At 38.0% G+C, this 13,788-nt stretch carries 9 protein-coding genes; 5 read left to right on the plus strand and 4 right to left on the minus strand.

What is annotated here, in order from left to right:
• Positions 1 to 192: 192 nt before the first annotated feature.
• Positions 193 to 3,270, plus strand: coding sequence for a SusC/RagA family TonB-linked outer membrane protein (locus tag ACYVFA_RS09495; protein WP_460471584.1), 3,078 nt, complete (start codon positions 193 to 195; stop codon positions 3,268 to 3,270).
• Positions 3,271 to 3,333: 63 nt separating this feature from the next.
• Positions 3,334 to 4,701, plus strand: coding sequence for a RagB/SusD family nutrient uptake outer membrane protein (locus ACYVFA_RS09500; protein WP_460471585.1), 1,368 nt, complete (start codon positions 3,334 to 3,336; stop codon positions 4,699 to 4,701).
• Between the two features lie 79 nt (positions 4,702 to 4,780).
• On the opposite strand, the gene ACYVFA_RS09505 is transcribed toward ACYVFA_RS09500, so the two are convergent.
• Complete coding sequence (locus tag ACYVFA_RS09505) at positions 4,781 to 5,689, minus strand: SMP-30/gluconolactonase/LRE family protein (RefSeq protein WP_460471586.1); 909 nt, start codon at positions 5,687 to 5,689, stop codon at positions 4,781 to 4,783.
• A gap of 263 nt (positions 5,690 to 5,952) precedes the next feature.
• Here ACYVFA_RS09505 and ACYVFA_RS09510 point away from each other — a divergent pair, with 263 nt between their 5' ends.
• Complete coding sequence (locus ACYVFA_RS09510) at positions 5,953 to 6,492, plus strand: YciE/YciF ferroxidase family protein (protein ID WP_460471587.1); 540 nt, start codon at positions 5,953 to 5,955, stop codon at positions 6,490 to 6,492.
• A gap of 82 nt (positions 6,493 to 6,574) precedes the next feature.
• Here ACYVFA_RS09510 and ACYVFA_RS09515 read toward each other — a convergent pair whose 3' ends face one another.
• Genes ACYVFA_RS09515 through ACYVFA_RS09525 form a run of 3 tightly spaced genes read right to left on the minus strand, consistent with a single transcriptional unit; the run spans position 6,575 to position 10,997 of the window.
• Positions 6,575 to 8,725, minus strand: a complete 2,151-nt coding sequence (locus tag ACYVFA_RS09515; protein ID WP_460471588.1) for a catalase — start codon at positions 8,723 to 8,725, stop codon at positions 6,575 to 6,577.
• A gap of 42 nt (positions 8,726 to 8,767) precedes the next feature.
• Positions 8,768 to 9,976 carry an AsmA family protein gene (locus tag ACYVFA_RS09520; protein WP_460471589.1) on the minus strand — a complete coding sequence of 403 codons (1,209 nt, stop codon included), beginning with the start codon at positions 9,974 to 9,976 and terminating at the stop codon, positions 8,768 to 8,770.
• 31 nt (positions 9,977 to 10,007) lie between these two features.
• The gene (locus ACYVFA_RS09525) at positions 10,008 to 10,997 is read right to left on the minus strand and encodes a YihY/virulence factor BrkB family protein (protein WP_460471590.1); all 990 of its coding nucleotides are present in this window, start codon (positions 10,995 to 10,997) and stop codon (positions 10,008 to 10,010) included.
• Positions 10,998 to 11,406: 409 nt separating this feature from the next.
• Here ACYVFA_RS09525 and ACYVFA_RS09530 point away from each other — a divergent pair, with 409 nt between their 5' ends.
• Together ACYVFA_RS09530 and ACYVFA_RS09535 are read left to right on the plus strand one after the other, a co-directional pair.
• A complete protein-coding gene (locus ACYVFA_RS09530; protein ID WP_460471591.1) occupies positions 11,407 to 12,891 on the plus strand; it encodes an alpha-amylase in 1,485 nt (494 codons plus the stop codon).
• A gap of 45 nt (positions 12,892 to 12,936) precedes the next feature.
• Positions 12,937 to 13,782: a Rossmann-fold NAD(P)-binding domain-containing protein gene (locus ACYVFA_RS09535; protein WP_460471592.1), complete on the plus strand. Its 846-nt coding sequence runs from the start codon at positions 12,937 to 12,939 to the stop codon at positions 13,780 to 13,782.
• Positions 13,783 to 13,788 lie beyond the last annotated feature (6 nt).

Raw genomic sequence — 13,788 nt, forward strand, 5'->3', positions numbered from 1 at the left:
ATCTGCCATTTATTTTAATTAGTCTTGCTTATCTCTAGTATTTATAAGTTTTGAATTATTACAAGTTTCTCTTGTACATAAAGCGTATAATTTATATTTATTGTCATTTTTAACTCCTTTATGTGAGGTAATTATTATTTTTTAATTTACTTTTAATTTCTTTAATTAATCCTATAACAAACTAAAATGCGAATGAACAAACTTTTACGAGTTTCATTAGGCTGTCTATTCCTCTTTGTTTCTTTCTGGGGAAATGCACAAGATGTTGATGTAACAGGGAAGGTTACCTCAACTGAAGATGGTAGTCCACTACCAGGAGTTTCTATTACAGTTAAGGGTACGACAAAAGGTACAACTTCTAATGTTGACGGAACTTTTCGAATCAGTGTTCCGGCTAATGGTGTTCTTCAGGCCAGCTTTATTGGCTTTACAACTTTAGAGCAACCAATTAATAATCGTACTATTGTTAATTTTCTACTTGTTCCGGCTACTCAAACATTAAACGAGGTGGTTGTAACAGGTTATGGTTCTCAAATTAAACGTGACCTGACAGGTAATATCGTTAAAATCAAAGGAAGTGAGGTTGCAGATATGCCAGTAACAACTTTTGAACAGAGTATTCAGGGTAAAGCTGCCGGAGTTCAAATCAACCAGGGTACTGGTAAACTAGCTCAGGGGATTCAGATCCGTGTACGTGGTCAGTCATCAGTATCTGCTTCTAATAATCCGCTATATGTAATTGATGGTATCCCAATCACAAGCGGAGACCTTTCAGTAGCTGGTGGTGCTACTAACCCGACAGTAGATATTAACCCACAAGACATTGAGTCTATCGAAATTCTGAAAGATGCTTCTGCTGGTGCTATCTATGGGGCCCGTGCTGCCAACGGAGTAGTTTTGATCACTACCAAAAAAGGTAAATCAGGTAAAACTAACGTAACTTTTGGTGTGCAGTATGGTAAAAGCAGACCAACTAATGTTTTAAAATTCCTGAATACCCAGCAATATATGGATTTTTATCGCAAGGCTGCGGCAAACTCTGATGCGATCGAAGGATATGATGTAACTGACCCTGATTCATATTCAGCTTATATGGAAAGTTTCTTTCAGACACAGAGCTTGGGCACTTTAGGAACAGCTAAACAAGTAGACACCAATTGGTCTGATTTAGCCTATCAGGATGCTCCTTCGCAACAATATGATTTAAGTGTAAGTGGTGGTTCAGAAAAAACAACCATCTTCATGTCAGGTCAGTTTTTAGACCAACAAGGTATTCTGGTGGGTAATGCTTTCAATCGTATGACAGGCCGTATGAACCTGACACATAAGGTTACTGATAAGTTGACTGTAGGAATGAACATGGGTCTTACGCGTTCGTATAACCAACGTGTATCAGGTGACCGCCAGTTTGATAACCCTCAACAATTAGTGGCACTTCCGCCAATGACTCCTGCTACTGACCCTGAAACTGGTCTGCCAGTAGGTTCACCTCCAGGAGATATTTCGATTCCGGTATATTACAATGCCTTAATCAATATTGGCAATGCCTACTATAATACTACCGTGCACCGCAATATTGGCAATGTATTTGGCGAATACAAATTCTTTAAAGGTTTGAAGTTCCGTACTGAATTAGCGATAGATTTATTGAACCAACAAGAGGAGCAGTATTACAACAGCAAAACGCAACGTAACTTCGGTGCACCACTTGGCTATGGTTATAATCGATTCGTAAGAGTAGAAAACTATAACACCAACAATTACTTTGTGTATGATAATGTTATTGGTGCACACGCATTTGATGCTACCGCAGGTATGTCGTTCCAGAATTCGGTTACTAAATCTAATGCGGCTGAAGGTAGAGATTTCCCGTCAGATGCTTATCGTATGATTGCCAGTTCAGCGCGTAAAACAGATGCAAGTTCGGCAGAATCAAGATTCGATTTCCTTTCTTACTTTGCCCGTGTAAACTATAAGTTTAATGACAGATACCTATTAGGATTAAGTGCTCGTACAGATGCTTCTTCTCGTTTTGGTAGAGATAACCGTTATGGATTCTTCCCTGCGGTATCTGCAGGATGGGTTCTTTCAGAAGAAAATTTCCTGAAAAACATTCAAGCGATCAGTTTCTTGAAAATACGTGCAAGCTGGGGTAAAACAGGTAACGCCGAAATTGCCAACTTTGGTCATTTAGGTTTATTCTCTGGCGGTGCCAATTATGGTGCTTTACCAGGTCAGGCACCATCTCAGTTAGCTAATCCTGATTTAAGTTGGGAGGAAACACGACAAATAGACTTTGGTTTAGATTTCGGTATCCTGAAAAATAGAATTAATGGTGAAATTGATTACTATGAAAAAAATACTACGGGTTTATTGCTGAATGTGAATGTACCAGGTACAACGGGTTTTGCTACTCAATTGAAAAACGTAGGTTCATTAACCAATAAAGGATTTGAGTTTGTATTAAATACCGATAACCTTGTGGGCCAGTTTAAGTGGAAAACCAGCATAAATGCTTCAACCAACGTAAATAAAATTACCTCCATACAAGGTCAGGTAATTGAAGGCGGTATAAGTAATATGAGCCGTGCCGTAGAAGGACAGCCACTAGGCGTATTTTATACAGTAGAATACGCAGGTGTTGACCCTGCAAATGGTGATGCGCTATTTTATAAAAACACACCCAATGCAGATGGTTCATTAAGCAGAGAAACAACAAATAATTATTCTCAGGCACAACGTGTGGTTGTAGGAAGTGCGCTTCCTAAATGGATTGGCGGTATCACTAACACGTTCAGCTATAAAGGACTTGAGCTGAGCGTATTTTTCAATGGTGTTTTTGGCAATAAGCTGAACTTTTATGGTGTAGGTCGTTTCTCTTCTGCCAATGGCCGTTATGAAGATAACCAGACTGTCAATCAGTTAGATGCCTGGACTCCTCAAAACACCAATACAAAAGTACCACAGGCTCGTTTATATTATAACAATGGTGCACAACCTTCAAGTCGTTTCATCGAGGATGGTTCGTTCATCCGTCTTCGTAATGTAACCCTTGCTTATAATCTTCCAAAATCATTGATCAGCAAATTAAAAATAAATAATGTAAGATTATACGTAACAGGACAAAACCTATTGACTTTTACTAAGTATTCTGGTTGGGATCCTGAAGTAAATGCTGATGACGTTGTTTCAAATATTGCATTAGGGTATGACTTTTATACTACTCCACAAGCAAGAACAATTATGGGAGGTTTAAATATTAGTTTCTAAGGTTTTTAGTTAAGAAACTAGGAAAAAGAATACTTTTTTAATTATTTAATGCAAGCAGAAAAAATGAAAAAAAATATAAAAAACTGGTTATTTATTGGTGCGACAGTGGCATTTATGACAAGCTGCGATAAGCAATTGGATGTAAAACCAACAGCATCTATTGAGGAGACAGAAGCACTTACTAACTCATTGGCAGTTGAGGTAACGCTTACTGGTGCTTACAATGCACTTAGTAGTATTAATTTGTATGGAGGGGCGATTCAATATTCTGGCGATTTGATGGGTGATGAATCGGAAGTAAGATTTGCCGGAACATTTGCACAGTTAGATGAAATTTGGCGTAAAACTTTTACTACATCTAATTCTCAGGTACAGGCAACCTGGTTAGCAGGTTATAATACTATTAACGTTGCTAATAACGTAATATCAGCCATAGATAAAGTTGATGCAGATAAAAAGAATCAAGTAGAGGGTGCTGCTTATTTTATTCGTGGTATGGTTTATTTCGATTTAGTAAGATTCTGGGGTAAAGCATGGGGAGATGGAGATCCAAATACGAATCTGGGTGTTCCTTTGGTTACTACTCCGACTCGCGGAGTAATAACTGATACAGATTTTCGTCCAAGAGCTACTGTTGCTGCAGTTTATGCACAAGCTATAGCAGATCTTACCAAGGCTGAAAGCCTTTTACCAACTGTTCCAGATGTTGATACAGACAAATCTCTGTTTGGTTTTGCTTCAAAAGGTGCCGCACAAGCCATATTGGCCAGAGTGTATCTTCAACAAGGTGAATACGCTAAAGCGCGTGACGCAGCCAACCGTGTAATTAGTAGTAATATATTTTCCTTACAAGAAGATTTTTCGTCAGTATTCGAAGACGCAAGTAATGATGATGAAGTAATTTTCAGAATCATCGTTACAGACCAAGATGGAACTAATGATTTAAATACTTATTATGCGCCTGCTACCTACCAGGGTCGTGGTGATATTCGTATACAGTCTAAGCATCTTAACTTATATAAGGCTGGTGACTCAAGAGGTACATTCTTTGTAAGAGCTTCAGGTAATACCTTTACAGCTAAATTCCTTGATCTGTATGGTGATGTACCAGTAGTTCGTTTAGCAGAAATGTATCTGATTCGTGCAGAGGCAAACTTACGCTTAGGTACTACTACTGGCGCTAATCCATTAGATGATATTAATTTAATCAGAAGCAGAGCGGGAGCTTCTGAATTGCTTACTGTAACCGTAAATGATATTTTAGCAGAACGTAAATTAGAATTAGCGTTTGAGGGTCAGCAACTTCATGATGCCAAACGTATCAAGAAAAACGTAGGTACTTTGCCTTTCAGCGACAACAAACTGGTAATTCCGATTCCACAACGTGAGATTGATACAAACAAATCTCTTGTTCAAAATCCAGGATATTAATCATTGTTTATCATAAATAAAATGGGGCTTGGCGATTTGCTAAGCCCCATTTTATTTATATACTATGTTATCAATCCTATTATCTCACTCCTTTTACCTTCATAGGTAAAATAAAAACAGACTCAGAAGCTGTAATAAACAACGTATCCATATTTTTACCGCCGAAACATACATTGGCTGTCCATTTAGCGGGTACTTCAATCTGCTCAATCTTTTTTCCGTCTGGGTTATATACTGTCACTCCCCTACCTGCCAGATAAACATTTCCCTGATTATCAATGGTCATCCCGTCTGAAAGGTCTTTGGCAAATTCTTTTTTATTACTCAACGAACCATCGGCATTAATATCATATCTCATAATAGCACGATTACCCATATCAGAGACATACAAATATTTGTTATCTGGTGTACCAATCAAGCCATTAGGCTTTTTAATATCAGGATCAACCAATATAGCTTCATTCTTGCCTTTTGGGAGATAATACAGTTTCTCTCCGCCAATTTCCGGATCCGGGCTTTTTCTCTCCCAATAGTCCCGCTGAAAATACGGGTCTGTGAAATACATACCGCCTTTCTTATCAATCCACAAATCATTAGGGCCATTGAATATATGTCCGTTATGACCTTTCAATAATACGGTTATCTTTTTATCAGGACTGATAGACCATATTTCATTATGGTCATCGGCACAAGTAATCAGATTGCCTTTTTTGTCGAAATACGTACCATTTGAACGTCCTGCTTTATCCATAAAAACTGACAGCTTACCATCTGTACCATATTTCCAGATTTTATTATTGGGTTGATCTGTAAAGAATACATTTCCATTTTTATCAGCCGCAGGGCCTTCTGTAAAGGAAAACTGATCTGAAACTAATTGTGGCTTTGCCCCTTCGGCAATAATACCTGATTGCTGACTGACACCTTTCATAGCTATACCTGTTAAACACATAAGTATAACTACCACTCGTTTTGTATTGTTTTTCATTGAAGAATTAGAAATATTTGAATAGATACCGTAAAAATATAAATAAGTCGTTATAGTCAAGTACCCTATGCCAAATTTTAACCTGAGTCAGAGCATTATCTATTTTTGGACATACTTGGCATGGTGAAATAATCCTACACTATTTTAACTGGCCAATTATACTTCTGAGGAAAATTTATCCGATTTATCTGGCGTATAGCAATGGTATAGTTTTTTTGCCTTTTTGATAAACCTTTCTTTAAAATCACTTAAATGAATTGATTATGAAAAATTACAGCAAAAATTTCGGCTCGTATGACAATAACCACGAGGGAGAAGATTTAAGAAGATTATTTCTGGATGGCCTGCGGGATATTTACTGGGCAGAGATGAGATTGACAAAATCACTTCCGGCAATGGCACAGGCGGCCACTTCCAAAGGACTTACACGAGCTTTCGAATCTCACTTAAGTCAAACAGAAGAACACGTCAATCGTATAGAAAGAGTTTTTAAATTATTGGATGAAACAGCCCAGGGCAAAAAATGTGCTGCGATGATTGGCCTGACCGAAGAGGCGGATGAAATTATTAAATCAACAAAAGATGGCTCATTGGTAAGGGATTGCGGACTAATTCTGGCTGCTCAAAAAGTAGAACACTATGAAATAGCCTCTTATGGTACGCTCAGAACGATAGCAGAAATATTAGGATATGAAGAAGTTGCTGATATTCTACAACTGACCCTGAACGAGGAAGAAGATGCCGACAGCAAACTGACTCAGCTGGCGCAATCGCATATCAATGTAGCAGCAGCGCAAGAATAAACTGTGAATAATAGTTCCAGTGTGTAATATGAAAGAAGCCTTGTTGGTTAACAAGGCTCTTTCTTTGTATAAAGGTCAAATTTTAATTAAGATGCTTATCTTTCTTCTCTCTTTCCCAGAAACGGTGCTGAGCTATTGCACTCACAAATTCTTTCGGGGATTTATCAATCAATACGCCTGATAATTGGTTCGTATCTTTAGCTAACTCTTTTCTGAGTTGATTAGAGGTTTTCAATAATTCTATTCCTTCGGCAACTGTTGCAATAGGTTTACAATGTCTGTAGGTTTCATCAACAAATTCAATCGCTTTAGGCTCTTCTAAAAGTGTTTCTACGCTTAGGCTTCCACCGCAAACAAATACAGCATCAAAAAGTACCGAAGCGGCTGTCAATAGACTTTGATTTACCTTCATTTCTACCCCATTATCACCTTTAATTATACCTAATTGTGGTGCAACTATACTAATTATAGCGCCTTCTTTTTCTAAGGTATTTTTAATGTCAGCTAATGATTTGCTATCAAACCCATCTGCTGCTAAAAAAACTACTTGTCTTGTTTTAATAGTATTCTTAGCAGTATTTGCCATACTTAACGCGTCTGATTTTTTAATACGTAGCTTTACGTAAACAGGCTGATAATCCTCAGGATTACCATCAGCAGGAATGCTATGATTAATAGGTTGCTCCAAAGTTTCTGGCACTGACAAGCCTAAGCCATCAGCTACATTTTTAGCCAGATTTTTGTTAACCTGTGTTAGCAAGCCTACCATTCTTTTTCTTATAGCTTCAGTTTCTACTTTACCCAACTCAAATCTCAAGGCATTTATGAGATGTTGTTTTTCAGCCTCTGACTGGCTTTCATAAAATAAAGTAGCCTGACTGAAATGATCGAAGAAGCTTTTGCTGCGACCTCGTATTTTTTTACTATCTATTCTTTCGGTATAACTTTGAAAACCACCTTGCATTGCCTTGGCCTGATAAGGACAACCCCCACCCAAACTATTAGGATTATAACTTACTCTTCCCTGATTGATAGTTTGCCGCATGTATCCATCTCTCTGATGGTTGTGTACAGGGGCAACCGAACGATTAACAGGTATTTCATGAAAATTAGGACCGCCTAATCGTATTAACTGGGTATCGGTATAAGAGAATAATCTTCCTTGTAATAACGGGTCATTCGTGAAGTCAATACCTGATACGATATGCCCCGGATGAAACGCTACTTGTTCAGTTTCGGCAAAGAAGTTATCAGGATTTCGGTTTAATACCATCTTCCCTATCTTTTTTACAGGAACTAATTCTTCAGGAATAATCTTGGTTGGGTCTAATAAATCAAAATCATATTTAAACTCATCTTCTTCCGACACAATCTGAACACCAAACTCCCACTCAGGGAAAGCACCGCTTTCTATAGCTTCCCACAAATCTCTTCTATGAAAATCGGGGTCTTTGCCCGAAATTTTTTGCGCCTCGTCCCAACAAACAGAATGAACTCCTAATAAAGGTTTCCAATGAAATTTCACAAAGTGTGATTTACCTTCAGCATTAATAAACCGGAAAGTATGGACACCAAAACCCTCCATCATCCGGTAACTTCTCGGAATAGCCCTATCACTCATCGTCCACATAATCATGTGCATACTTTCGGGCATTAAAGAAATAAAATCCCAGAACGTATCATGTGCCGACGCAGCCTGCGGAATTTCGTTATGCGGCTCTGGTTTTACTGCATGTACCAAATCAGGAAATTTAATTGCATCCTGAATAAAGAAGACAGGAATATTATTGCCGACCAAGTCATACACCCCTTGCTCAGTATAAAATTTCACAGAAAATCCCCTTACATCTCTTGCCAGATCAGTAGAGCCTCGTGAACCTGCTACAGTCGAAAACCGGACAAAGACAGGTGTTTTTAATGATGGGTCTTGAAGAAAATGCGCTTTGGTATATTTTTCCATCGACTCATATACCTGAAAATAGCCATGTGCTGCCGAACCTCTGGCATGCACAATACGCTCAGGTATACGTTCGTGGTCGAAATGTGTTATTTTTTCTCTTAAAATGAAATCCTCTAACAAAGTAGCCCCACGTTCTCCGGTTTTCAGGGAGTTCTGGTCATCATTAATTGGCAAGCCCTGGTTACTGGTAAGCAGTTGATCTTTAGCATTTTCAGTATTAATACTTAAATCTTCTGTTTTCTTGTTCTCCGTAAAAGCGTCTTTTTGTTTCATTGCTATTCATTTTAAATTGTTGAAAATACCCATTCTGTTGTTTTATTTTTTATCCTTCTTTTTATCTTTATCCTTATCTTTCTTGCCTCCGAATATCTTCTGTAAAAAAGTCTTATTCTCAGGCTCCGCCTTCACATTCCCTATACTAATGGTATTATCAACGGATGGTTTCAATGCATTCACAAAAGCATTTCTTATTACATAACTAATCGCCGTCCATAAATTTGCATCAGGGTTTTCAAACCTACCTTGAATAGGAAGCTTGGTTGCAAACTGGTCTTTAGGTTGATTGGTAAAGATTTCTGCTACTGTTCCGATGAGTGTTTCCCACAATATCTGCCCCAGGTTTCCTTCTTCTTTATTAAACTCAACTATATCTAAATCTTTAATCAATGGTTTTACATAGCCATTAAACGCACCATCTTTAGCAGCAAACTCTGTATACATACCAAAATTTCCTTTGCTTACATCAAACCTGCCGTATGCTCTGAAGAAATTATTAAGCAATACCATATTTACATCAGTAATCCTTGCATTCAAATCAAAGGTAGGTTGCTTTTTCAGAGGGTCAAGATTAACATTCAGTTCAAATTTTCCTTCATATATATCTCCTGTAGCTCTTATCTTTCCCGGCAATACTTTGGTGCTATCATTCACATTAGTCAGGTTTTCTGCTACAGCAAAAATTCGCTTCATCGATACATCAACTAATGGTTTTGTATTCTGATCAATGTAGTGAATCTGTCCATTATTAATTTCAAAGTGGTTTACTTTCAAAGGCATCAGGTCTTTAATCAAATCTCTGAAATCAGAAGTATCTGCCTTAATGTCTTCTCCTTTATGCTTACCTTTAACAAAATTCAGCACAGGGTCATCTATGTAAATCTCTCCTACCACCGAGCCTTTAAAAATTGACTTCCATTGCACAGAAAGGTCTATTTTAGGGCTTTTAAAGAATGGTATCGTATCGTGTTGCCTGGTCTCATTATTTATTTTTTCTATCTTAATATCATTAATCACATAAGCCCCTCTTACCAAAGCAATGTCAATATCTTCTACATGCCCATAATACTGCTCCATCTCTGACAATGTTCTGTTTACATATTTTAGTACTATAAAAGGTAGAGCCAGTCGTAAGGCAATCAGAAGAACCAGAACACTACCAAGTACAATAAATAATCTTCGCTTTCTGGGTGGCTTATCCGAAACAGTATATTTCTTGTCTGGTGTTAAAGTTGTGTCCTTCTTCATAAAACTTTTATAGTTTGTGGTGTAGTCTGATTTAAACCTTTTCGGTCTTTCTGGCTTTATCAGATTTTTCTCTTTTTTTAATACTTTTATCTACCATCAGTTCTTCCTGTTCTGATAATTCTACATGAATGGCATCTTTGCTTGGCTCAATACCCCGACCGAAATGCGTAGCAAACTGCTTGGTGAATTCAGCACCAAAGAAGACTATCATACAGGAATAAGAAACCCATAACATTACTAAGATGATAGACCCCGCAGCACCATAAGTAGAGCCGGGTTCTGCCTTGCCGAAATAGATGCCTAAACCAAATTTGCCTAATATAAAGAGAAGAGTTGTTACCATAGCCCCAATCCAGACGTCTCTCCATCTAATCCGGGCATCAGGCAGAATTTTATACATGAGCGCAAATAGTACTGAAATAACTGCGAAAGAGATAACAAAATTAATAGCTTGAAATAAAAACAGCATAAAATCTGGCAGATGAACCTTTATCCAAGTGCTAAAAGCAGCCAAAGCAGTAGTTAATATTAAAGAGATTAACAGCAGAAAGCCAATTGACACGATTAATCCAAAAGAAAAAAGACGATCTTTTAATAGTTTCACCCATTTTTGTTTTCCTTTTAGCTCAGGCTTTACTTTTACTTCCCATATCTGATTCAATGAGGTTTGTAATTGCAGAAAGACTCCCATCGCCCCAAAAACAAGCGAGATAATACCAATAATTGTTGCAATTATCGACTTCTTCTGTTCACCAGCTTTAGCAATAATCTCTTCAATCTGTTTGGCCGTATCGGTTCCCATGGCCGAGCTAATCTGGTTAGAAATTTCGCCTTGTACCGCTTCTCTACCAAAAGCAAGACCCGCCAAGGCAATAATAATTACCAATAAGGATGGAATAGAAAAAATAGCATAATAGGCAATAATAGCGCTTTGACGGAATGGGTCTGCTGCATTCCAGGCTTGAAACGTCTTTTTAGTGATGGCCCATAAATTCTTTGGACTTGCTTTCGAGTTACTCATAATAGTAAATGTTAAATCGGTTCAATAATCTTTAAATCAGCAGATTTTACTACTATTCATATTTTATAAGTAAAATTTCAGTCCATATCTGTTTTGTGGAATTACTTACGCACAACTTTAAAAGTAATCAGCCTAAAACGAAAAAAAATCTACATGGCTAATAGATTTAAAATATACCTGCTCTTTGTTATTTGTGATCAAATTTTAATAAAACCCAGAAATTTTATCATTATTAAATAAATAACGGCATCCTTTCTATGCTCTTTTGCTACCTACCTAAGTGCTTCGCATAGTTTTTTTGCAATTACTTATAGTTCCGCACTCATTTTAGCACCAATAGCATAAAAATAACCTATTAGGTAGATTACTTATTTAAAATAATTATAAGTAGAAACGAAATAAAATAGCTATGAATGAGGTAATGTTTCAGTTTTTTGAATGGTATTATCCTGCCGATGGCACACTTTGGCAAAAGGTAAAGCAAGACGCAGAGCAATTAAAAAAATCAGGTATCACAGCTGTTTGGCTTCCCCCTGCTTATAAGGGTACAAGCGGCGGATTTTCACAAGGATATGATGTATATGACCTTTACGACTTAGGAGAATTTGACCAGAAAGGGACTATCAGAACCAAGTATGGCACCAAAGAAGAATATATTTCAGCAATCAATACACTTCATCAACAAGACATTCAGGTCTATGTTGACATCGTTTTGAATCATATGGGAGGTGCTGATGAAACAGAGAGAGTAATGGCGAGGAAGGTAAATCCTGAAAACAGGAATGAGTTCATCAGCACTCCTTTTGAGATTGAAGCCAATACAAAATTCAGTTTCCCAAACCGAAAAAAGAAATACTCTGATTTCGTATGGGATTATAATTGCTTTACGGGCGTTGATTGTGCAGCGAATGTTCAGGAATCTGAGAAATCTATTTACAGCATAATCAATGATTATGGCGATGACTGGGAAGAGGTGGTAGGCAATGAAAAAGGAAATTACGACTACCTGATGTTTTCAGACATAGAATCCCGGAATCCGGCCGTGCGCGAAGAGTTGAAGCGCTGGGGCAAATGGTATTACGAAACCGTTGGTTTTGATGGAATGCGGTTGGATGCGCTCAAACACATCTCACCCGATTTTTATAACGAATGGCTTGATTATATGCGAGTCAACGTCAGGAATGATTTATTCGTGGTTGGAGAATATTGGTCTTTTGAAGATGTACATGTTCTGGAAGAATATATCAGAGCGACAGAGTCTCGTGTGCACTTATTCGATGTCCCCCTGCATTATAATTTTCATCATGCTTCCAGAGCGGGCAAAGATTACGATTTACGAGGGATATTTAATAATTCATTACTCTTGAGCCGCCCTGATCTGGCAATTACTTTTGTCGAAAACCATGATACGCAACCCTTTCAGAGTCTTGAATCGGTAGTAGAGCCCTGGTTTAAACCTTTGGCTTACGCCTTAATTCTCCTCCGCAAAGAAGGTTATCCTTGTGTTTTTTACTGCGATTTATATGGCACTTGCTATACCGATAAAAGATACAATGGGGAAGAAGAAAAAGTAGTAATGCCTAAGATTTCAGCATTAGAGCAATTACTTTCAGCCCGACAAAAATATGCCTGGGGAGAGCAGTATGACTATTTCGACCAGCCTAATTGTATTGGTTGGGTAAGAGCCGAAAAAAACGAAAATGAAGCCTGTGCAGTATTACTTTCGAATGGCAAAAAATCCAGAAAGGCAATGCAGGTAGGTGCCCAATACGCAGGCAAGTCTTTTATAGACTTTCTTGGAAATGAAGCGCATGAAGTAAAGATTAACAAAAAAGGTATAGGAAACTTCTATGTAGGAGCAGGTTCAGTTTCTGTATGGGTACCTAAAGATTGATACACAAGATGATTATTAATAGAAATACTCAAAATCCACATACATATGAAATCTTCAAAAAAAGAAATTGATAATGCCCAATCGGCTGAAAGTGGGATGGAACAAAAGCCAATTTTTGAAAGGGCTTATGACCGCCAGGACAAAAAACTGGCGAATAAAATAGCGATAGTGACGGGTGGTGATAGTGGCATTGGCCGGGCCATCTGTGTCGCTTTTGCTCGTGAAGGCGCCAATGTAGCCATTGTTTATAGAAAAGAAAGTGCTGATGCCAAAGAAACCCAAAAACTGGTAGAGGAAAAAGGCACTAAGGCAATGATTGTGGCTGCCGATATAAGTATAGAAAGTAATTGCCAGAAAATTATTGATAAAGTAATAAAGGCATGGGGAAAGATTGACATTTTGGTAAACAATGCTGCTGTACAATATCCACAAACAGAGATAGAAAACATCAAAGAAAAGCAGATTCTGCAAACCTTCAGAACCAATATATTCTCACAGATTTTTCTGGTTCAGGCAGCTTTACCACACCTGAAAGAAGGAAGTGCCATCATCAATACTACTTCCGTGACGGCTTATAAAGGAAATCCTTATCTGCTTGATTATTCGGCTACAAAAGGAGCTATTGTTTCCTTTACACGCTCGTTATCAGGTATTTTGAGTGGCCGGAAAATAAGAGTCAATGCCGTAGCACCGGGACCAATCTGGACGCCGTTGATTACCTCCACTTTCCCTGATGAATCATTAGATACTTTTGGAAAGGATACACCTATGCAACGGGCAGGCCAACCAGCCGAAGTTGCTCCGGCATATGTTTTTCTAGCTTCTGAAGATGCCAGCTATATATCAGGGCAGGTTATTCATGTAAACGGTGGCGAAATCGTTAATGGATAATCCTGG

It is taken from the genome of Emticicia fontis (genome assembly GCF_054779675.1).